A 19,310-nucleotide genomic window follows, 5' to 3' on the forward strand; every position below is an offset into this window, starting at 1 on the left:
CAAGGCCCGCGCCCGAGGCTATCGCACGACACGGAACTTCATCAACATGGCCTACCTCGTAGCCGGCCGGCTTACGCAACTGCCCGCATCACCCTACGACACAACATCTCGTGTGGTAACAACCTGAACCGGGAACCGCCAACCCACACAATCCGCGAAGAAGCCACATTTTGTGACAGGCTATCTCACACAGCAAGCACTGCAGGCGCACGCACAGGCATGAATATTCATAAACTGCGCAGATTATTGAAGGCACTGTAAGGCGGCACAGGCAGGGCTGCACACTGCGTGGAACGGCGATGCTGAACACGCTGCAGCACACGGAGCAGGCAACGGCGGAGAGCAACGGTGTGGAGGCGTTGCTATTCTTCAATGTATTCAAATAAACCAATCAACCATCTTCAGTACATCCAAAACATTGAAACAAACAATCAACCACTCAAACACATTCGCTCAAACACAACGGTAAATACACAGAGGCATTTGAAAATGACATTACTTGAAACGACATATAGGCAACTACACAGCGCAGGGCTGGTGCACTGCGCTGAGGCATTTAGCAGGAACTACTTGAACAAAAACTGTAACTGGTATGCATATCAAAAGCACACAGCACGTGATTTTAGCGTTGATGCTGCAGTACAGTGTTTACGCAGCATACGCTCACAGCAGCGTCAAACAGCGATCTCTACTGAGCAAGCCCAAGCGCTCAACGACATGGAGCAGCAACTATTGGCCCACTTACACGCTCAATACTGCGTAGCTGATGTGTGCAGCTATTAATTACAAAACCGTGCCATATGATTGTAGGCTTCCTGCAAACCTTCTGTGCTGTATGTTGCTGCTATCTCAGTTGTGCCCTCGCCTTCCACACTCAGCTTCAGGTCGTTACCACCCAACAGCTGCTTGACCACTGTCACCTCAGAGTCAACAGGCAGCCAAAGCGCCTCATCACTGTAAAACAAAGGGTGCGTTGTGCCTCGCACTACAGCAGAAGCCAATAAAATATCGCCAAACTCTTCGCTAAGCCATATTTGCACACTGGGCATAGTGCTTCCGTATTTGAATGCGATCATCAAATACAACTCACCGTCTCCGGTTTTCACTTTTGCTTGTGTCACCGTCAGATCAGCTGGCTCTGTCGCCACCCAGCAATCAGTGTCGTATTGGAAAGCGCTCCAATACCCAAAACTGCCCAAAAGCTCAGTTTCTGCCGTCACAGCACTGGGTTGTGCTGCCACCCAAGCAATTGCCACTGCGTATAGGTTCGTTTTCCAGCTCATGTTCAGCTCACACATCTGCTACGCACGCAACATGCACAGATGTTATACATTATACAATCCCTAACATCTCCACTCAATCACCAATAAAAACAAGCACTTGCTTCAAACGCAAAATCTGGTCGTGCGCAAAAATGTTTGAATTTACATTTACACGTAAGAATACAACACATTTTGGGAGACTGCGCAATGAAACAGGCCAAGCTACTAACACAACAGGAGCGCAAGCGACTCTCAGCTGTGATCGACAGCAAGCGCCACGCAACACGCAATCACACAGCAGTGGCACTCAGCTTTTACGCGGGCCTGCGTGCGTGTGAGATTGCTGCACTGCGGATTGGCGATGTGTTTGACGAAGGCGGTGCTGTACGCGACATGATACACTTGCGGGCAGCGCAGACGAAGGGCAGCGACTCTGCAACGGTGCTTGTGAACCGTCGCCTGGCGCAGGCGCTCACACGCTACGCCAAGCAGTATCCCACACGCGCAGCCCAACCAAACGCGCCGCTGATCTACTCAGGCAAAGGCGGCCACTTCACACCACAGACCATCGTCAACCTGTTTCAAACACTTTACCGTGCAACTGGTATTGCAGGTGCAAGCTCACACAGTGGTCGCCGTCAATTTGTAACGGAACTGGCTGACAAGGGCATCAACGCTCGTGTTATCCAAGCCCTCGCCCGCCACAAGCACCTCAACACCACACAGCGCTACATTGACTTGAACGAGCGCAAGCTGCGGTCAGCTGTGGAGCTGGTGGATTACTGAATTCGCTTAAACGTTAGTTGTCAACGCAATACTCTACCATAGTCCATTGAGGCTCAGCGCGTGTCACCCACTTGCTTTTACACTGCTCATAAACGGCGTTATCAACGTTTTGATTGTCTACTTCATACTGAATGTTGAGGAAAGCTTCCGCTTGTTGCTCTAACTCGTATGCAACCATATCAAATTGATAGTTGCGCGAGGAAAGCCATTTCTCCACCGCAAAACTCAAAACTTCATCTATCAGCTCAACCGGTTCTTGCACAGTATAAAGATTCAAAAGTTCAACGGTATCGGCGTAACCACCCCTTTGCTGCTCCATACAGTAATCAAACATACCTGCGTCCAAAACACCACGTTCTGTCCACTTATCCTCACAATGGGCAGTGGCTTTGCCCGCATCGAACGCGGGTTGTGCAAGTGTTGAAGCCGGCAAAACAGCAAAGGCAAAACAAACCAGTAGACGCTTCATCTCAATATCCCCATCAGTGTAGCTGCACATCGCTAGCAACTAAATGCTGCACTCGCAAGCAGTCCAGCCATAATTCCGTGCATTCCCACTATGCCCCTCTCCACCGCTGTCAATGATTTTCACTGGGCAACGCATCAAGCAAAATCTGTGCATTTTTGTGCGCAAAAGCCACACTAGTCACCGCCCAAGCTGCGCACTGCATCGTTGCGTGGCGGTTGTGGCTGCACGCGCTGAGGACGCTGCACATCAACACTGGCGGCAGCTTTGGCGTCGGGTGCAACGGCAACATTGCTCTGCTGCGGCCCTGCACTTGGCGTCTTTGGCGGTGGTCTCTGCTGCACCTTTGGCGCAGCGGATTTGGGCTTGTCGCCCTGTTTGATCTTCCCGTCCAGTTTGTTCGCCAGGTAGCTTGCGGTGTTCGCAAACAACTTGAGATCCGCAATGTTCTGGTCAGCACTGGCAGCGCCAGCACCCTTTTCGATCACTGAAATCAACCGCCTTATCTCGTCACGCTCACTCAACAACGCCTCCCATACACGTGTGCAAAATCACCACCCCAAAACTGTAAGTACTCCACCGCAAGATTTTGCAGCACACAAAAACTGGGCTGCACACAACTTTGGATACCCACGTATTTACCTTTCCCCCGCAGCACATCATCCAAAATCGCCTAACCTCCGTTACATCAAAGTTTGATGTAAACTTGACTGCATTAGTAAATAATTGGGATGGCAAATTGTGTGCTTGCACAGCGCAGGATCTAAACATCTGCTACCGCGCAGCCGTTGGCGCTTGCGATTTGGTTTTTGACGGCGAGCTTGGTTTGGCGTTGATAAATGCTTTAATTTAGCCTTGCACCTTCACACAATGCACACTGCCACTCAACACCAAACTTACAAAAGATAAAACAAGTAATTAACAGTCAGTGTAGTTGCTCGCCATACATTTCTGCGCACGGTCTTGCGCTTCAACTATTTGTTCTGCTGTCATCTTTTCAGCTATGCGATTGCGTTTTTTTGCTCCTTCATCAAAACCGTTAGCAGCGGCAATATTATACCACATGTGCGCTATCTCATAGTTTTGCACTACGCCATCGCCATTGTAATACATCACGCCCAAGTTGCTCTGCGCTCTTACATCGCCTTGTTCAGCCGCAGCACGATACCAACGCAAAGCCTCTGCGAAGTTTTGCACTACGCCATCGCCATTGATATACATCCCGCCTAAGCTGAACTGCGCACTTGCATCACCCTGTTCAGCCGCAGCACGATACCACCGCACAGCTTCTGCATAATCTTGCTCTACACCTTGTCCGAGTTCGTACATCACGCCCAAGATGCTCTGCGCTCTTACATCGCCTTGTTCAGCCGCAGCACGATACCAACGCACAGCCTCTGCGAAGTTTTGCACTACGCCATCGCCATTGATATACATCCCGCCTAAGCTGAACTGCGCAATTGCAAAACCTTGTTCAGCCGCAGCACGATACCACCGTACAGTTTCTGCGTAGTTTTGCACTACGCCATCGCCATTGTAATACATCAAGCCCAAGCCGACCTGCGCTCTTACATCGCCTTGTTCAGCCGCAGCAGTGCAAGGCTTTACGGCGAGCTGAAATTCAGAATTACTAATATAGCTGCCACACAGCTCAACGTCACTGGTTACAGCTGCACTTGCCGACATACATATCGCTGCCGTTGCAGCTGCTATTCCGTATTTCATCGTTCGCCCCTCAATCTGCTCTACAGACATCCAGCTTGCCCAAGCGCGCCGCGCTGTCAACCCGCAACACACAAGCTGCACAAGCGCTGTACAGCCGCCTTCCTGCCCTACTGTGCATGCCGACAGCGGAGCAGCACCCAAACGCACTGTGTGCAGCTCGTTGGCAGCCATCGCTTACATCAAACTTTGATGCAACCTTTGCATCACTTTTTGCAGTAAAGCTGATTAAATAGAAATGAGCAACTCGCAGCTCTTTGTGCACTCATACATCTAATTAGGCGCTGTAATCAGCTCGTAAACACGCCATTCTTCAGTCGCTTTGTCGTAAATCGTCTTAGCTGAAAAGTTTGTGCGCAGCATCGCACCAAAAGCATTTTCGGAATCAACGTAACCGGAGATATCAAAACGACACCCTTCCCCTTCTACAATAATCGTCGATGATGGGGCTAAATAGGTTTCTGGTGGCTTGGAAAAAACGGCCGTTAATGGCGCACGCAATGTGGACTTAACTTCGTCTTTAACTTCAGCATATGCGGCAAAATAGTCCTCGCATCCGGTGAGCTGTTCAGTTTTACAACCGACCATAACCTGCGATAGCAGACCACCACAAATTAGTACAACGAACCTAGCACGCCACTTTCCATCAAACATGTACGGCACCTTTTCTACTCGCGTTTACCGATGAGGCATTGCGCATGTATACCCGCACTGAGAACCGCTTGAGCGCCACTTAAATTTTTTCCTCACTTACACGAGATGCATTCGTTGCCATACATAGGTCAGCAAAGTTCACTACTCTTTTTCCACCAAACTATCGGCAATTTTCTGCAGATTTTCATAATTGCGAATTAACAATGCCAGAGCGCCGAAAATAATTATCACAACCGTATAATACAACACTGTGCCAATTATTGCTTCTAATGTCGTATAGTTGAACACGAGCCCACTTGCCGTGTTTGCTACAACCCAAAACAGCACAGGCGCAAATAGTAAGATTGACAACAGTAACTCAACAAAGAACAAGAACACAGTTGCAATAATTTTAATTGCCATAACATACCCCCCTCTGATACCGCATTTTGAGCCAACAAAGCCGTACGGTGACATGCAACTGCACGCCAAGCTCACTGTCAACCCACACACAAGCAACACAAGCGCTGTACAGCCGTCACCCTGCCCCACAATGCACACTGACAGCGGACTAGCACTTAGCCGCACTGTGTGCTGCTCGTTGACGCCTGTGCGCTTACTTCAAACTTTGATGTAACAGTTACATCACACTTTGCAGTAAAGTTGACTATTTAAGTCAGTCCAATTCGCGCTCTGCCTGCTGCGCCTTGTATCCGTGCCGCGTGCGCACCAGTGCCTCAGCATCAATCACGCCACGCCTAATATAGAAATTTTCCAAGTAGTCGCGCCCTGTACCCATATTCACAGCAAGCATATCAAGCACAGCGTGCGTATGTCCCAGCTCTCCAAACATCTGCTCTGCATAGTAATGTCGCAAACTGTAAGCGCTGCGCCTGTCACCATCTTCCGTGTATAGCAGCCCAGCTTCATCAAGCAGCTTGGCAAACGTTTTGTAGAAACCCGTTACTTGCTTGCCCTGCGCATTACAAAACAGCCAATCGTCACGTTCTGTATGCCCTGTCAGCTTGCATAGTTCTTCGTACCAAAACATCAAATCTGCAGTGCTGGTTACTTCACGTGCGCCCGTTTTCGTGTCTTCTGCAACTTCAATCCCCAAGCCAGTATCACCAAGCAAAGTAAGCGTAAAACTGATGTCTTTATGCTTAAGCTTGAGCACTTCACCTGTGCGCATTCCTGTGTACGCAAGAAAATGCACGTAAATCTGTAACAGCTTACGATTTCGTTTGTGTGCAGCGTTTACACGTCTATCGTTCTTGCCTCGTCCTTCAACCCACTGCTGCAAATACTCTTGCAGCTGCAAAAATTCCTGCTCGTCAAAGCTTGCACGTCGCTTTGCCTTTATGCCCTTGCGTGCATATGGGTTTTGTATTTGCGGCTGGTAATTAATAAGCTTCATACTATTAGCCCAGCCAAACACTTCACGCAGTGCGCTTTGCTCCATATCCAAGCTTTTTTTAGCAGGATTTATTGCAAAGTTAGGATACTTTATTCGCTCTTCTTCGCTTGCTCGCGCCCAGTATGTTTGTCGCCAGTTCCAGTAGCCCGTTACAAAGCTGTGTGTAAGCTCTTCAACTTTATGATCGCCAAAATATGCCAGCCAGTAACGTTTCGCGTGTTTTTCATACCACTCAACACGCTTGTTTTTGCCAGTGCGCCCTTTAGCAAACCAGTGCTGTTCAAGTATTTTCTTTTTATCAGCCCACCAAAGCTCGTACATATCCCTAAAAGTCAGCGTCGTTACAGCTTGCTTGGCACGTGCTTTCAGTCGCAAGTCGTCATAAGCATCAAGCGCAATTCGTCGCGCTTCTTCCAAATCAGTTTCACCAGTACTGCGCTGTACGTAGGTAACTTTGTTACCTTTCACGTCTTTCATACCCTTTACGTGTACACGCATATGATAGACGGGACGCTTAGCATGTTGACGATGGAACAAAATAATTTGCCCATCTTTTAGCTCAACTTTGTTTACGTAGCTTTTGCTCATCGTTACGCCGCCAATAGTCTAAACATTATAGGTTGTTTTCAACTCTCTCCCACAACGCCTTGTCCCGTTCTCTGCGTTCTATGTTTGACTGATAAATTTCTTGCAAGCGTTCTGCTAAAGTATCACCTCCATAATACTTACTCGCAATTAAAATTGCTGCTCCAACGCAGTAATTCTGGTATCTTTCATTGTTTACCATTTTCCACGCAGATGCCGTTTCTAGTAATATCAAAAAAGCAGCTTCTTTTATTGGACGATCTCTGTAAACATCCACTTCTTGCACAAAGCTTAACTCGCCAGCCATAAAATGGTCTGCGCTATCAGCAATTTCCTCCTTTGCAATGATTACACCAGGTAAACTCTTGTCTCGTTCGCCAAATTGAAAGCAAACCTTAGCAAGAGCATTGTTCACAACCCACAGCACCCTTGTCGTTCTAAACATCTTTGTCCCCTGTATCGTTTTGTCGTAAAAATAACGTAAAATCAGCGTCATCATCTGTCTAGCAAAACTGTGTTGTTAAACTTTTGTCAGCGCAAGATGTAGAAAAGGCGCTGCAAAAAACAGCGCCTTTCCAAGCATTTAGCAATTTTAAGCAAGTTCCAAGTCTAGCGCTTGGAGAACTGGAAGCTGCGGCGGGCCTTGCGGCGGCCGTACTTTTTGCGCTCCACCACGCGGCTATCGCGGGTCAGGAACCCGGCGGCCTTGAGCGAGGCGCGCAGGCTGGGATCATAGAGTTGCAGCGCCTTCGAGATGCCGTGGCGCACTGCGCCGGCCTGCCCCGACAGCCCGCCGCCCTTGACGGTGGCCATGACGTCGAACTGGTCGGCCACGCCGGCCACGTCGAAGGGCTGGCGCAGCAGCATCTGCAACACGGGACGGGCGAAATAGGTTTTCAGTTCCTTGCCGTTCACCGAGACCTTGCCCGAGCCGGGCTTGATCCAGACACGGGCGACCGCGTCCTTGCGCTTGCCCGTGGCATAGGACCGGCCCAGGTCGTCGCGGACAGGCTCGCGCGGGATTTCTTCCACAACCGGGGTTTCGGCGCCTTCGGCCACCTGGCCCAGTTCTTCGAGGGAATTGACTTGATCGGCCATCAGTATGCGCTCCGGGTGTTCTTGGAGTTCATGGACTTGACGTCCAGAACTTCGGGCTTCTGGGCATCCATGCCGTGGTCGGTGCCGGCGAAGACGCGCAGGTGGGTCATCTGCTTGCGGGCCAGCTTGTTGCCCGGCAGCATCCGCTTGACCGCCTGGGTCACGACACGCTCGGGGTGGGCGCCGTCGAGGATCTGCTCGGCGGTGCGGTTCTTGATCCCGCCCGGGTGGCCGGTGTGCCAGTAGTAGGTCTTGTCGGTGCGCTTCTTGCCCGTCATCTGCACCTTGTCGGCGTTTATCACGATGACATTGTCGCCCATGTCCATGTGCGGGGTGAAGGACGGCTTGTGCTTGCCGCGCAGACGCGTGGCCACGATCGAGGCGAGACGGCCCAGAACGACGCCCTCGGCGTCGATCACGACCCACTTCTTCTCGATATCTGCCGGAGTCGCAGAATAGGTTTTCATGTGTTTCGGCCCTGATTGGGTTTCGGATGGGCGCGTTGTAAGGGTTTGCCCAGCGCAGTCAAGCGACTTTGCCGATGATTTTCCGTTCAATTTCTGAGGTTTGACAAATAGGTAACCAGATACCCCATCACTCGGGGCGACAGATCCCGCCACGGGCGACGGCGATGCCCGTCCGCACCGCCAGCCCCAGCACCACCAATATCAAAAGGCCGAGCGCGACCGCCCCGATCAGCAGGTGCGCCAGCGTCCCCGCGAGCGCGGCAAACCGGAACGAGGCGATGGCCAGCGCGGCCAGCGGAAAGCTCAGCGCCCACCAGGACAGGGCAAAGGGCAACCGCCCCAGTTTGGGCACCTGGACCATCACCAGCGCGGCAAAAATGTAGGCGGTATAGATCAGCCCGCGCGCCAGCCCGTCGAGCCCGCCCGCCAGCGCCACATGGGCCACGAAGGCCACCGAGGGCGGGGCGATCAGGATCACCATGGTGGGAAACAGCCGCGCCGGGATCGGGTCGTGAAAGATTAGGCGATTCATCACCAGTGTCAGCAGCACAACCCAGAACATCAGTCCGCCCGAGAAGAACAGCCAGGAGGTTTCCACGTACCCCATCGGCACCCCGGCCACGGGCACGATGACATTGCCCACCGCGGGGATGAACCACGCCGGCGTCAGATGCCCCACCTGGAAACTGCGATGGCTGATCCAGCCGCTGATGACCGCCACGGTCAGCGCCCCCTGCCCGATCACGCCCACAAGCCAGACGCTCCGCGCCAGCCCGGGCCAGACCGGCCAGAGCGCCGTGGCCAGCAACAACAGCGAGATCGTGATCGTGGGAAAGAAGGCCAGTTTCACCGGGTGCTGCCATTCCGCGGCGACCGCGCCAGGATGGCGCAGCACCTTGAGGACGTAGAGCGCCGAGATCACCGCCAGCGCCAGCAGCGACAGCCCCAGCATCCCCGACGACAGCGCCCCGGCCGGCGCCCAGACCGGCGCCGCGGCATGCAGGGCCAGCGTCAGGCCCAAGAGCCCCATCACCACGGCAAAGAAGGTCACCGGGAAATGCGCCAGCCGGTCCGCCGGGGCCGCGTCAAGGCGCGTGTTGGTCATCGAAAACTCCTCGGGGCTAAAAGCCCGGCCTGTCTGGCACGGAAAATATGCCATTTCCCTGATTTGAATCAACGGGGCCTGGTCACCCCGACCGCTCCGGCGGGATCGAATAGGTCAGACCGGCCCGGGCGACCAGCGCCGGGCTGCCTTCCGAAAACAGCCGCACCTCGGTCACGCTCAGCGACCGGCCCAGCTTGAGCACCTCCGCCTGCGCCAGGATGTCGCACCCCGCCTGCGGCTTGCGCATGAAGTCGATCGAGCAGTTCGTCGTCACCGCCAGCGCCTGGCGGCCGATCCGAGCCATGGTCGCCACGTAGGCCGCCACATCTGCCAGGCCGAACATGGCCGGGCCCGAGACCGTGCCGCCGGGCCGCAGATGCCGCTCGGTAACCTTCAGGCGCATCACCAGCAGCTCCGCGTCCATCCGCTCGATCGCGAATTCCCCACGCACCTGCGGGAAAACCTCGTCGAGAAAGGCCGACATCTCCGCCACGCTCATCTGCACTGCCATCGTCCGCACCCCCTTTTACCTTCGCTGTCAGATGACTAGACTTGCCCCGAAATCGCGAAAGGAACAAGCCATGGCCCTGCTCGACCGCGCCGACCTCAATGGCGTCGCCCAGCTGGTGATGACCTCACCCGAGAACCTCAACGCGCTCTCAGATGCCATGCTGGCCGCGCTGCAGGAATCCCTCGACGAGATCGGCGAGGACGAGACGATCCGCGCCGTGACCCTGGCGGGCACGGGCAAGGCCTTCTGCGCGGGCCATGACCTCAAGGAAATGCAGGTCGCCCGCCAGGCCGAGGACGCCGGCGCGGCCTATTTCGCCGATCTCTTCACCCGCTGCACCAAGCTGATGCAGACGATCCAGGCGATCCCCCAGCCGGTGATCGCCCAGGTGCACGGCGTCGCCGCTGCCGCGGGCTGCCAGCTCGTGGCGACCTGCGACATGGCCCTGGCCGCCGAAGGAACACGCTTCGGGGTCAACGGCGTCAACATCGGGCTGTTCTGCTCGACCCCGATGGTGGCGCTGACGCGCAACGTCCCGCGCAAGCGCGCCTTCGAGATGCTCACCACCGGCCGCCTGATCGAGACCAACGAGGCGGTGGAGATCGGCCTGATCAACCGCGCCACCCCCGCAGACGACCTCGCGGCGGCCACCACCGACCTGGCCGAGACCGTGGCCGGGAAACTGGCCAGCGCCGTGCGCGTGGGCAAGGCCGCCTTCTACGAACAGGCGCAATTGCCGACCGAGGCCGCCTATGCCCATACCGGCGACGTCATGGTGCGCAACATGCTCGACCGCGACACCGACGAGGGCATCGCCGCCTTCCTGGAAAAGCGCAAACCCGACTGGGCCGGGTGAGCCACCCCGCGTCTTCTTCTGGCCGGAAATATCCCGGGGTGAATGCCGCCAGGCAGAGGGGCAGCGCCCCTGACCCGCAGGCGGCGCGCAGGCGCCGCCGAGACATCGGGCGTGGCGCAGCCACCCCGCCTGGTCACAGCCCGTAAAGCGCGCCGAACTTCTCTTCGAGGTAGCCCAGCAGCGGCTCTTCGCCGAGCTCCGCGCCGCAGGCCCGGCGGATCGTCTCGCGCGGCGTCTGCAGCCCGCCGTGGATCTGGACCCTCTCGCGCAGCCAGTCGGTGGCGGGGGTCAGATCGCCGCTCGCCAGGCCGACCTCCAGGTCGGGCACGTCGCGCAGCATGGCCGCGTGCAGGCAACCCGCATAGACATTGCCCAGGGTATAGGTCGGAAAATACCCGAACAGCCCGACCGACCAGTGCACATCCTGCAGCACGCCATTGGCGGGCCGGTCCACGGCAATGCCGAAATCCGCAGCGAAACGGTCGTTCCAGGCCGCGTCCAGGTCCGCGACCTCCAGCCGCCGCGCGATCAGGTCGCGTTCCAGGTCGAAGCGCATCAGGATGTGCAGGTTGTAATGCACCTCGTCCGCCTCGGTGCGGATGTAGCCTGACTCGACCCGGTTGATCGCGGCATAAAGCGCCTGCGGGTCCGACAGGGACAGATCGCCGAAGGCCTGCTGCATCTGCGGGAACAGCCAGCAGGCAAAGGCCTGCGATCGGCCCAGCTGATTCTCGTAGATGCGCGACTGGCTTTCATGCACCCCCATCGAGACCCCCTGTCCCACCGGCGTCAGCAGGTGGTCGGCGTGGATGTTCTGCTCGTAGGCCCCGTGGCCGACCTCATGGATCGTCGAATAGAGGCTGTTGAAGGGATCGTCCGGATTGGTCCGCGTGGTGATCCGCACGTCCAGGCCCGAACCCGACGAGAACGGATGCACCGCCTTGTCCACCCGGCCGCGGGCCATGTCGTAGCCGAAGGTCTTGGCGACAAGGCGCGCCAGCCGCATCTGCGCGCCCTCGTCGAAGCCGCCCGACAGCGGCGCGGGCGCGGGCTTGTCCAGGACGGCCTCGCGCAGGGCCACCAGGCGCGGGCGCATCCGCGCGAACATCGCCTCAAGCTCGGCCGCCGTGGCGCCCGGCTCGAAATCCTGAAGCATCGCGTCGTAGACATCGGCCCCCTCGGCGAGCGCCGCGCCCTCTTCGCGTTTCAGCGCCAGGATCTCTTCCAGCACGGGCGCGAAGGCGGCGAAGTCGTCCTCGGCCCGGGCCTGCGCCCAGATGCCCTGCGCGCGGGAGGTGACGCGCGCGATCTCGGCGGCCAGCCGCGCGGGTACCTTGCTCGCGCGCTCGTACGCGCGCCGGATCAGGCGCAGGTTGGCCGCGCGCACCGGGTCGTCGTCCTCGGCCACGGCCGCCAGCCACTCGCCCACGCGGGGATCGGTGCGGCGGGCATGAAGCACAGCCTCCATCGCCGCCATTTCCTCGGCGCGCTGCGGGGCGGCGGCGCGGGGCATCATGGTTTCCTGGTCCCAGCCCAGCCGCCCGGCGACCTGCGCCAGCGCCTGCGTGGTGCGGGCAAATTCCACCAGCGCGTCGTAGGCGGACATCTCAGGCCCCTCTGAGCGATTGAGGCAGCGGATACCGCGCCAGGTGCCGCGCCCGAAGGATCAGCACGAAGACCAGCACGGCGACAAACTGGTGCACGATCGCGATCTGCCAGGGCGCCTGGTACAGGACCGTGGCGATGCCGATCACCATCTGCAGGGTGATCGCGGCAAAGGCCGCGTTGAAGGCAAAGCGCGTGGTGTCATTGCCCGCGCGCTGCCCGCGCCGCCAGACGACGATGGCAAAGACGAACAGCAGGTAGCCCGACATGCGGTGGATGAACTGCACCAGCCCGGCATCCTCGAAGAAGTTGCGCCAGACCGGCGTCAGCTGGAACGGATCAGGCGGAAAAAAGCTCGCTCCGGTTCCCGTCGTCATCAACGGCCAGTTCGGGAAATCCCGACCCGCGTCGATCCCGGCCACCAGCGCGCCCAGCAGGATCTGCAGGAAGGTGAAATGCATCAACCCGGTCGAGAGCGAAAAGAGTTTCGGATCGGCCAGCCGCCGGGCCTGCATCAGCTCGCCCTCGGTGCGGCCCAGTTGCAAGACATACCAGGCGATCAGGCCCAGAATGACAAAGGCCAGCCCGAGGTGCGTGGCCAGCCGGTAGGAGGCCACGTCGAGCATCCCCTCCTGCAGGCCCGAATGCACCATCCACCAGCCGATGGCGCCCTGGGTGCCGCCAAGCGCGCCCAGCAGCAGCAAGCGGCCGGTCCAGCCCGCGGGGATCTTGCGCGCCAGCAGGAAGCCGGCGAACCCCAGCGCCCAGACCAGCCCGATCACCCGGCCCAGCTGCCGGTGACCCCATTCCCACCAGTAGATCACCTTGAACTCGGCCATGGACATGCCGGCGTTCTGCAACTGGTACTCGGGGATCTGCTTGTAGGCCTCGAACTCGGCGTCCCACGCCGCCTGCGACAGGGGCGGGACCGCGCCGCTCAGGGGGGCCCATTCGGTGATCGACAGGCCCGAATCTGTCAGCCGCGTCAGCCCGCCCACGGCGATCATCAGGACCACGAGCGCGAAAAGCCCCATCAGCCAGACCCGGATCGCGCCGCGCGCGCCAGACCGGCCGCCGCGCGCGATGCCGCCCGGCGCGGCGGCGGGTTTCTCGGCTGTCTCGACGTCCTGAAAGATGCTGCGGTTCTTGTCGGCCATCCGGCGTCGTCCTTCTTGTTATCCTTGCGCGTAAGCTATGCCGCCGCCCCCTGCAGGGCAAGCGAACGCGGCCACCTGTCTCAGGGGTCGTCGCGACGGCGCACCAGCTGGCGCAGCACGCCGTGCAGCATCTGCACATCGGCCCGGGTCAGCGGCATCCGCGACCACAGGTTGCGCAGGTTCAGCCGCATTGAATCGGCCTTGGTTTCGGGAAAGAAGAACCCGGCCTGATCGAGGCGCTCTTCGTAGTGGCGCGCGAGGGCCTCGATCTCGTCCCCCTCGGCCAGGTCCGTGCGCTGGCCGCGCAGGATCATGTCCTCGGCCTGTGCGACCGCGCGGCGCCATTCATAGCCCATCAGCAGCACGCATTGGGCCAGGTTGAGCGAGGCAAACTCCGGGTTGACCGGCACGGTGATGATGGCGTTGGCCCGGGCGATATCGGCGTTTTCCATCCCCGCCCGTTCCGGCCCGAAAAGCACGGCCACCTTCTCGCCCCGCCCGATCCGCTCGGTGGCGTCGCGCATGGCGGCCTCGGGGGTGAAGACCGGCTTGGTCAGCTCGCGCGGCCGCGCGGTGGTGGCGTAGACATAGGTGCGATCCGCGATTCCCTCGGCCAGGTCAGGGGCCCAAAGCGCCTCGTCCAGCAGCCGCCCCGCCCCGCTGGCCATGGCCACCGCCGCCGGGTTGGGCCAGCCGTCGCGCGGGGCCACCACGCGCATCCGGTCCAGCCCGAAGTTCCACATCGCCCGGGCGGCGGCGCCGATGTTCTCGCCCATCTGGGGGCGGATCAGGACGAAGGCTGGCTGCGGGGTGTCGCTGGGCATGGCGGTCTCGGCTTGTGATGTCAGGGGGTGCTGATACGCAAGCCGGGGCGCCACGGCAAGCGGTGGCCAAGCCGGGATTTCGGCGCTATAGCGGCGAAACCCTTACAAGACCGGTGGATACCGCAATGGCCGACGACACAGAGCAGCCCCAGATCTACCTCATCACTCCGGCAGAGTTCGAGCTGTCGGCCTTTCCCGAGACCCTGGCGCGATTGCTGGACAACGTCGAGGTGGCCTGCGTGCGTCTCGCCCTGGGCACCCGCGAGGAAGACCGCATCGCCCGGGCCGCCGACGCCCTGCGCGAGGTCACCCATGCCCGCGACGTAGCCCTGGTGATGGACAGTCACATGCTGCTGGTCGAGCGTCTCGGACTCGATGGCGTGCACCTGACAGACGGGGCGCGGTCGGTGCGCCAGGCGCGCAAGGACCTGGGCGACGACGCCATCGTCGGCGCCTTCTGCCACAACTCGCGCCACGATGGTATGACCGCGGGCGAACTGGGGGCCGATTATGTCAGCTTCGGTCCCTGCGGGGCAACACCGCTGGGTGACGGGCGGCAGGCGGACCCCGCGCTGTTCGCCTGGTGGTCGAAAATGATCGAGGTGCCCGTGGTGGCCGAGGGCGCGCTGGACGCGGACACGGTCCGCAACCTGGCCCCGGTGACGGATTTCTTCGGCATCGGCGAGGAAATCTGGGGCACCGAGGACCCGCTCGCGGCGCTGCAGGGCTTGCGCGGGGCCATGGGGGCCTAGGACCGCGACGTCCTGTCGGGCACGGCGCGGCAACGCGCCGCTCGGGTAACCGTGGCATCGTTTGCACCGCGCGGCCCTTACCCCGCCAGCACACCCGCCTGTTGCAGTCCGCCGCGCACCGTCTGCTCCAGCGCCGCGGCCAGCGCCTTGCGGGTGTCGAAATCGGCAACGGCCAGCGGCGCGTGGTAGACCACGGTCACCGTGCCCTGCGGGCGCTGCGCCAGCGTCGCCAACAGATGCGGGGCGAAGTCCATGTCGCCCCACCAGCCATAGAGCCGCGGGTCGGTGCCCTCGGGCGCTGTGTAGATCACCGAAACGGGCTGAACGCGCAGCGTCTCGCGGAAGGCTGGGGCGAAGAAGGCCTCGAACAGAGTCGGCTTGAAGGGCAGCACCCGCCGCCCGTCGGTCGAGGTGCCTTCGGGAAAGAACAGAAGCTTGTGCCCAAGCGCCAGCCGGGCCCGGAAGGTTTCGACCTGCCCACGCGCCGCGCCGCGCGCGCGGGCGATGAAGACCGTGCCCGTGGCGCGCGCCAGCCAGCCGATGCCGGGCCAGCCCGCGACCTCGGACTTGGCGACAAAATAGATCCGTTGGGCGGCATTGAGCGCGAAGATATCAAGCCAGCTTGAATGGTTTGCCACCACCGCGCCGGGGCCGGTCATCGGCCGGCCTACCCTGCCGTACGTCATGCCGAGGATGCGAAAGGCGTTGCGGCAGACCACCTGCGTGACGAAGGGTGTCCAGGGGCGGCCCGCCCCGAAGACCGGCCGTTCCACAAGGCGCAGCAGCAGCGCGACCGCCAGCCCGCCAAATACAAGCCCGACCAGAGGAATGCCGCGCAGGGCGGCCAGGGCCCAGCCTGCCGCGCCGATGCGATCCCGCGCGGGCAGGTCGTCCGAGTGCCAGGTGCTCACACCCGCGCCCCGGCATAGAGCGCCCGGCCGCGCGCGCTCATCTCGGCGGTGTCCACCACCAGGCAGACATCGGTGGTGTTGAAGGCATGGTCGACATAGGCCCCCGCGCCCACGCCACCGCCCAACCGCAGGTAGGCCTTGATCAGCGGCGGCATCTGCCGCAACGCCGCCGGGCGATCCAGGCGGTCCTCGGGTATCCTGTCCATCGGCTCGAACACCCGCGCGCGTACCCGCAACGGCGCAGGCGCCAAGTGCCGGTAATGCAACAGCGACAGCGGCTTGGCCAGCGCCCCGGGGTCGGTGCCGTGGAAACTGGCCACGCCGAACAGGATCTCGGCGCCACTGTCGCGCACATGGGCGGCCAACCCCTGCCAAAGATGGAACAGCGCGTGACCGTCGCGGTAGTCGGGATGCACGCAGGACCGGCCCATTTCCAGCAGCGTCCGCCCCGAACTGCGCAGCGGCGCGAGGTCGTATTCGGCCTCGGAATAGAACTGCCCCGCCGCGCGCGCCGCCTGTGCATCCATCAGGCGATAGACCCCGACGACCTGGTCGCCCTCGGGCCGGGCGCGGTCGCGCAGCAACAGGTGGCTGGCATAGGCGTCGAAATCGTCCTGTTCGATTCCGGCCGTATGATCGACGCCGTCGCCACCGGCCCCCATCTCGGCCACGAAGACGCGATAACGCAGGGCCTGGGCCGCACGCCGGTCTTGCGACGTGCGCGCCAGCGCGGTTTCGAATCGGGGGGCGGGCCGGGTCATTCTGGGATCACGGTCTGGGGAACACGCGCGCCTTCTAGGACGCGGGCCCGGCCTTGGCAACGGGCCGCGCGCTGCCACTGCGAAACGCAACTCTTGCGGGTATCCGCACAAGCCCTTAACGTGGCGTCACCCCGACCCGACGAGGATCAGCATGACGCGTCTGCCATCCAGAACAACCTTGCCCTCGTCAGGGAATGTTACCGTAACCCGACCGCCGATGTTCGATTGCACCTGTCCCACGCCCCAGTCCGGCCGGTCCGGGTGGCGTACCAGCATCCCCGGTTCCAGAAAGCTGTTGTTATCCTCCATGTCCGTCCCTGACCTTTCCGCCCTGATCGGCTCTCGCATTTGTCATGTCATCATCAGCCCACTTGGGGCAATCGGCAACGGTGTCGAGCTTCTCGCGCTCTCGCAGGCCGCAGCGCCCGAGGAAATAGAGCTGATCAATCGCAGCGTGGCCAATGCCAACGCCAAGGTCCAGCTTTTCCGGCTGGCCTTCGGCACCGCCGATCCGGACCAGAGCGTGGCCGCCGCCGAGATCGCCACCCTGCTGGGCGCCTATTTTGCCGAAAGCAAGACCACCTGCGAGGTGCCGCAGGCCACTCCCCTACCCCGCCCCGAAGCCAAGGCGGCCCTGCTTGCCACCCTGTGTCTGGACAGCGCCCTGCCCCGCGGCGGCACGATCCGCCTGACCCGCAGCGGCACCCGCTGGACTGTGGCGGCGACGGGCGCGCTGAAGCCCGACCCGGAGAGCTGGGCCGCACTGGAGGGCGCGGCGCCGGCGCAGGCCCCGACGGCCAGCACGGTGCACTTCGCCCTGTTGCCGCAGGCGCTGGCCGATCTGGGCCGCGACGCCCGGATCATCCGCGCGCCCGAGCGGCTGGCCATTGCCTTCTAGCCGCGCACCGTCCCGTCGCCCTCGACCAGGTACTTGAAGCTCGTCAGTTGTGCCGCCCCCACGGGGCCGCGGGCGTGCATCTTCCCGGTGGCGATGCCGATCTCGGCGCCCATGCCGAATTCCCCACCATCGGCGAACTGCGTCGAGGCGTTGCGCATCAGGATGGCGCTGTCGAGCCGCGTGAAGAAATGTGCCGCCGCCGCGTCGTCCTCGGTCAGGATCGCGTCGGTGTGACTGGAGCCGTAGCGGCGGATATGAGCCAGGGCTTCGTCAATGTTCTCGACGACTTTCGCGGCGATCTTCATGTCGAGGTATTCCATGCCCCAGTCGGCCTCGGTCGCGGGCGCGGTGCCCTCCAGCCCCGCGGCATGAACTTCGACGCCTGCGGCCTTGAGATCATTGACAATCTCCTGCCCAAGCGCCTGCGCGTCGCGGTGCACCAGCAGGCATTCGGCGGCGCCGCAGATGCCCGTGCGCCGGGTCTTGGCGTTCAGGACCACCCGCCGGGCCTTTTCGGGGTCGGCGGCCTTGTCGATATAGATGTGCACGATGCCTTCGAGATGGGCAAAGACCGGCACCCGCGCCTCGCGCTGGACCAGACCGACCAGCCCCTTGCCGCCGCGCGGGACGATCACGTCGATGGTCTCGACCATGGTCAGCATCTGCTGCACCGCCGCGCGGTCGCGGGTCGGCACCAGCTGGATCGCGTGCTCCGGCAGGTCCGCCGCCATCAGCCCCTCGACCATGCAGGCATGGATCGCGCGCGAGGAATTGAACCCCTCTGAGCCCCCGCGCAGGATCACGGCATTGCCCGACTTGAGACAAAGCGCCCCGGCATCGGCGGTCACATTGGGGCGGCTTTCATAGATCACGCCCACGACGCCCAGCGGTGTGCGCACGCGGCGGATGTGCAGCCCGCTGGGCCGGTCCCAGGCCTCGATCACCTGGCCCACGGGATCCTCCTGCGCGGCCACCGCGCGCAGTCCGTCGCAGATGCCCTGGATGCGGGTCTCGTCCAGCATCAGCCGGTCCAGCATCGCCGGGGACAGCCCCTTGTCGCGGCCAAAGGCCATGTCGGCGGCGTTGGCCTCGACGATCTCGGCGCGGGCCGTCCAGACCGCCTCGGCAGCGGCTTCCAGCGCCTGTCGCTTGGCCGCGGCGGGCGCGAAGGCCAGTTCGGCGGCGGCGGCCTTCGCGTTCCGTCCAAGTTCTGCCATCATGGTGTCGATCTCGCTCATGTCGCCCCTCTTCCTTTCATGTCACAAGGTCGTCGCGGTGGATCAGAACCGCGCGGCCCGGGTAGCCCAGGATATCCTCGATCTCGTCGCTGCGGTGCCCGGCGATGGCGCGTGTCTCGGCAGCGCTGTAGCGGCTCAGGCCGGTGGCCAGCACCTTGCCGCCCGTGTCCGCGACAGTCACCGGGTCGCCGCGCTGGAAATGGCCCGAGACCCCGGCCACGCCGGCCGGCAGCAGGCTGTTGCCGCCCGCCAGCGC

Annotated in this window: 24 protein-coding genes; 4 read left to right on the forward strand and 20 right to left on the reverse strand. The window is 60.7% G+C overall.

Annotated features, from left to right (window positions below; translation table 11 throughout):
* Positions 1-779: 779 nt before the first annotated feature.
* Positions 780-1,283 (reverse strand): hypothetical protein, encoded by a 504-nt coding sequence (locus ACH107_RS20125; RefSeq protein WP_412507323.1) that lies wholly within the window; start codon positions 1,281-1,283, stop codon positions 780-782.
* 186 nt (positions 1,284-1,469) lie between these two features.
* Between ACH107_RS20125 and ACH107_RS20130 the strand changes: the two genes are divergently transcribed.
* On the forward strand, positions 1,470-2,048 hold the full coding sequence (locus ACH107_RS20130) for a tyrosine-type recombinase/integrase (protein ID WP_412507324.1): 579 nt from the start codon (positions 1,470-1,472) through the stop codon (positions 2,046-2,048).
* A 13-nt stretch (positions 2,049-2,061) separates the two neighbouring features.
* Here ACH107_RS20130 and ACH107_RS20135 read toward each other — a convergent pair whose 3' ends face one another.
* The 11 genes from ACH107_RS20135 to ACH107_RS20185 all read right to left on the reverse strand — a co-directional run bounded on the left by ACH107_RS20135 (position 2,062) and on the right by ACH107_RS20185 (position 10,052).
* On the reverse strand, positions 2,062-2,517 hold the full coding sequence (locus ACH107_RS20135) for a hypothetical protein (RefSeq protein ID WP_412507325.1): 456 nt from the start codon (positions 2,515-2,517) through the stop codon (positions 2,062-2,064).
* Positions 2,518-2,690: 173 nt separating this feature from the next.
* Complete coding sequence (locus tag ACH107_RS20140) at positions 2,691-3,038, reverse strand: hypothetical protein (protein ID WP_412507326.1); 348 nt, start codon at positions 3,036-3,038, stop codon at positions 2,691-2,693.
* 394 nt (positions 3,039-3,432) lie between these two features.
* Positions 3,433-4,239, reverse strand: coding sequence for a tetratricopeptide repeat protein (locus ACH107_RS20145; protein WP_412507327.1), 807 nt, complete (start codon positions 4,237-4,239; stop codon positions 3,433-3,435).
* Positions 4,240-4,509: 270 nt separating this feature from the next.
* The gene (locus tag ACH107_RS20150) at positions 4,510-4,890 is read right to left on the reverse strand and encodes a hypothetical protein (protein ID WP_412507328.1); all 381 of its coding nucleotides are present in this window, start codon (positions 4,888-4,890) and stop codon (positions 4,510-4,512) included.
* A gap of 141 nt (positions 4,891-5,031) precedes the next feature.
* Entirely contained in the window at positions 5,032-5,292 is a 261-nt protein-coding gene (locus tag ACH107_RS20155) for a hypothetical protein (RefSeq protein ID WP_412507329.1), read from the reverse strand.
* A 253-nt stretch (positions 5,293-5,545) separates the two neighbouring features.
* Positions 5,546-6,874 (reverse strand): tyrosine-type recombinase/integrase, encoded by a 1,329-nt coding sequence (locus tag ACH107_RS20160; protein WP_412507330.1) that lies wholly within the window; start codon positions 6,872-6,874, stop codon positions 5,546-5,548.
* A 25-nt stretch (positions 6,875-6,899) separates the two neighbouring features.
* Positions 6,900-7,316: a hypothetical protein gene (locus tag ACH107_RS20165; protein WP_412507331.1), complete on the reverse strand. Its 417-nt coding sequence runs from the start codon at positions 7,314-7,316 to the stop codon at positions 6,900-6,902.
* A gap of 164 nt (positions 7,317-7,480) precedes the next feature.
* Positions 7,481-7,969: a 30S ribosomal protein S9 gene (rpsI, locus tag ACH107_RS20170; RefSeq protein WP_310691835.1), complete on the reverse strand. Its 489-nt coding sequence runs from the start codon at positions 7,967-7,969 to the stop codon at positions 7,481-7,483.
* Positions 7,969-8,436 carry a 50S ribosomal protein L13 gene (rplM, locus tag ACH107_RS20175; RefSeq protein WP_310691837.1) on the reverse strand — a complete coding sequence of 156 codons (468 nt, stop codon included), beginning with the start codon at positions 8,434-8,436 and terminating at the stop codon, positions 7,969-7,971. Before rplM ends, rpsI begins: the two co-directional genes overlap by 1 nt.
* Before the next feature lie 127 nt (positions 8,437-8,563).
* Complete coding sequence (locus ACH107_RS20180; protein ID WP_412507332.1) at positions 8,564-9,541, reverse strand: SLAC1 anion channel family protein; 978 nt, start codon at positions 9,539-9,541, stop codon at positions 8,564-8,566.
* 82 nt (positions 9,542-9,623) lie between these two features.
* A complete protein-coding gene (locus ACH107_RS20185; RefSeq protein WP_412507333.1) occupies positions 9,624-10,052 on the reverse strand; it encodes a PaaI family thioesterase in 429 nt (142 codons plus the stop codon).
* Positions 10,053-10,083: 31 nt separating this feature from the next.
* Between ACH107_RS20185 and ACH107_RS20190 the strand changes: the two genes are divergently transcribed.
* Complete coding sequence (locus tag ACH107_RS20190; RefSeq protein WP_412507334.1) at positions 10,084-10,908, forward strand: enoyl-CoA hydratase; 825 nt, start codon at positions 10,084-10,086, stop codon at positions 10,906-10,908.
* Positions 10,909-11,041: 133 nt separating this feature from the next.
* On the opposite strand, the gene ACH107_RS20195 is transcribed toward ACH107_RS20190, so the two are convergent.
* The 3 genes from ACH107_RS20195 to ACH107_RS20205 all read right to left on the reverse strand — a co-directional run bounded on the left by ACH107_RS20195 (position 11,042) and on the right by ACH107_RS20205 (position 14,494).
* Positions 11,042-12,514: a carboxypeptidase M32 gene (locus ACH107_RS20195; protein WP_412507335.1), complete on the reverse strand. Its 1,473-nt coding sequence runs from the start codon at positions 12,512-12,514 to the stop codon at positions 11,042-11,044.
* Position 12,515: 1 nt separating this feature from the next.
* On the reverse strand, positions 12,516-13,670 hold the full coding sequence (gene ctaA, locus ACH107_RS20200; RefSeq protein WP_412507336.1) for a heme A synthase: 1,155 nt from the start codon (positions 13,668-13,670) through the stop codon (positions 12,516-12,518).
* Between the two features lie 80 nt (positions 13,671-13,750).
* Positions 13,751-14,494, reverse strand: a complete 744-nt coding sequence (locus tag ACH107_RS20205) for an RNA methyltransferase (protein WP_310691845.1) — start codon at positions 14,492-14,494, stop codon at positions 13,751-13,753.
* A 125-nt stretch (positions 14,495-14,619) separates the two neighbouring features.
* Here ACH107_RS20205 and ACH107_RS20210 point away from each other — a divergent pair, with 125 nt between their 5' ends.
* Positions 14,620-15,246 (forward strand): thiamine phosphate synthase, encoded by a 627-nt coding sequence (locus ACH107_RS20210; protein ID WP_412507337.1) that lies wholly within the window; start codon positions 14,620-14,622, stop codon positions 15,244-15,246.
* Positions 15,247-15,323: 77 nt separating this feature from the next.
* On the opposite strand, the gene ACH107_RS20215 is transcribed toward ACH107_RS20210, so the two are convergent.
* The 3 genes from ACH107_RS20215 to ACH107_RS20225 all read right to left on the reverse strand — a co-directional run bounded on the left by ACH107_RS20215 (position 15,324) and on the right by ACH107_RS20225 (position 17,227).
* Entirely contained in the window at positions 15,324-16,157 is an 834-nt protein-coding gene (locus ACH107_RS20215) for a lysophospholipid acyltransferase family protein (protein ID WP_310691847.1), read from the reverse strand.
* Positions 16,154-16,918 carry a GNAT family N-acetyltransferase gene (locus tag ACH107_RS20220; protein ID WP_412507338.1) on the reverse strand — a complete coding sequence of 255 codons (765 nt, stop codon included), beginning with the start codon at positions 16,916-16,918 and terminating at the stop codon, positions 16,154-16,156. Before ACH107_RS20220 ends, ACH107_RS20215 begins: the two co-directional genes overlap by 4 nt.
* Positions 16,919-17,044: 126 nt before the next feature.
* Positions 17,045-17,227 (reverse strand): DUF3553 domain-containing protein, encoded by a 183-nt coding sequence (locus tag ACH107_RS20225; RefSeq protein ID WP_310691850.1) that lies wholly within the window; start codon positions 17,225-17,227, stop codon positions 17,045-17,047.
* Between ACH107_RS20225 and ACH107_RS20230 the strand changes: the two genes are divergently transcribed.
* Positions 17,226-17,816, forward strand: a complete 591-nt coding sequence (locus ACH107_RS20230; RefSeq protein WP_412507339.1) for a histidine phosphotransferase family protein — start codon at positions 17,226-17,228, stop codon at positions 17,814-17,816. The two genes, ACH107_RS20225 and ACH107_RS20230, sit on opposite strands and share 2 nt — an antisense overlap.
* Here ACH107_RS20230 and ACH107_RS20235 read toward each other — a convergent pair.
* Together ACH107_RS20235 and ACH107_RS20240 are read right to left on the reverse strand one after the other, a co-directional pair.
* Positions 17,813-19,054, reverse strand: a complete 1,242-nt coding sequence (locus tag ACH107_RS20235; RefSeq protein ID WP_412507340.1) for a glutamate-5-semialdehyde dehydrogenase — start codon at positions 19,052-19,054, stop codon at positions 17,813-17,815. The two genes, ACH107_RS20230 and ACH107_RS20235, sit on opposite strands and share 4 nt — an antisense overlap.
* A 16-nt stretch (positions 19,055-19,070) precedes the next feature.
* Positions 19,071-19,310, reverse strand: a 240-nt coding sequence (locus tag ACH107_RS20240) for a PUA domain-containing protein (RefSeq protein WP_412507341.1), incomplete at its 5' end; no start/stop codon positions are given.

Source organism: Roseovarius halophilus (ex Wu et al. 2025) (assembly GCF_047086965.1).

Coding starts and splice junctions, on each gene's coding strand:
- ACH107_RS20180 (WP_412507332.1), bottom strand. CDS start 9,541: ATGACCAACACGCGCCTTGACGCGGCCCCGGCGGACCGGCTGGCGCAT.
- ACH107_RS20225 (WP_310691850.1), bottom strand. CDS start 17,227: ATGGAGGATAACAACAGCTTTCTGGAACCGGGGATGCTGGTACGCCAC.
- ACH107_RS20145 (WP_412507327.1), bottom strand. CDS start 4,239: ATGAAATACGGAATAGCAGCTGCAACGGCAGCGATATGTATGTCGGCA.
- ACH107_RS20210 (WP_412507337.1), top strand. CDS start 14,620: ATGGCCGACGACACAGAGCAGCCCCAGATCTACCTCATCACTCCGGCA.
- ACH107_RS20130 (WP_412507324.1), top strand. CDS start 1,470: ATGAAACAGGCCAAGCTACTAACACAACAGGAGCGCAAGCGACTCTCA.
- ACH107_RS20155 (WP_412507329.1), bottom strand. CDS start 5,292: ATGGCAATTAAAATTATTGCAACTGTGTTCTTGTTCTTTGTTGAGTTA.
- rpsI (WP_310691835.1), bottom strand. CDS start 7,969: ATGGCCGATCAAGTCAATTCCCTCGAAGAACTGGGCCAGGTGGCCGAA.
- ACH107_RS20135 (WP_412507325.1), bottom strand. CDS start 2,517: ATGAAGCGTCTACTGGTTTGTTTTGCCTTTGCTGTTTTGCCGGCTTCA.
- ACH107_RS20235 (WP_412507340.1), bottom strand. CDS start 19,054: ATGAGCGAGATCGACACCATGATGGCAGAACTTGGACGGAACGCGAAG.
- ACH107_RS20205 (WP_310691845.1), bottom strand. CDS start 14,494: ATGCCCAGCGACACCCCGCAGCCAGCCTTCGTCCTGATCCGCCCCCAG.
- ACH107_RS20165 (WP_412507331.1), bottom strand. CDS start 7,316: ATGTTTAGAACGACAAGGGTGCTGTGGGTTGTGAACAATGCTCTTGCT.
- ACH107_RS20230 (WP_412507339.1), top strand. CDS start 17,226: ATGTCCGTCCCTGACCTTTCCGCCCTGATCGGCTCTCGCATTTGTCAT.
- ACH107_RS20125 (WP_412507323.1), bottom strand. CDS start 1,283: ATGAGCTGGAAAACGAACCTATACGCAGTGGCAATTGCTTGGGTGGCA.
- ACH107_RS20150 (WP_412507328.1), bottom strand. CDS start 4,890: ATGTTTGATGGAAAGTGGCGTGCTAGGTTCGTTGTACTAATTTGTGGT.
- rplM (WP_310691837.1), bottom strand. CDS start 8,436: ATGAAAACCTATTCTGCGACTCCGGCAGATATCGAGAAGAAGTGGGTC.
- ACH107_RS20190 (WP_412507334.1), top strand. CDS start 10,084: ATGACTAGACTTGCCCCGAAATCGCGAAAGGAACAAGCCATGGCCCTG.
- ACH107_RS20220 (WP_412507338.1), bottom strand. CDS start 16,918: ATGACCCGGCCCGCCCCCCGATTCGAAACCGCGCTGGCGCGCACGTCG.
- ctaA (WP_412507336.1), bottom strand. CDS start 13,670: ATGGCCGACAAGAACCGCAGCATCTTTCAGGACGTCGAGACAGCCGAG.
- ACH107_RS20160 (WP_412507330.1), bottom strand. CDS start 6,874: ATGAGCAAAAGCTACGTAAACAAAGTTGAGCTAAAAGATGGGCAAATT.
- ACH107_RS20195 (WP_412507335.1), bottom strand. CDS start 12,514: ATGTCCGCCTACGACGCGCTGGTGGAATTTGCCCGCACCACGCAGGCG.
- ACH107_RS20185 (WP_412507333.1), bottom strand. CDS start 10,052: ATGGCAGTGCAGATGAGCGTGGCGGAGATGTCGGCCTTTCTCGACGAG.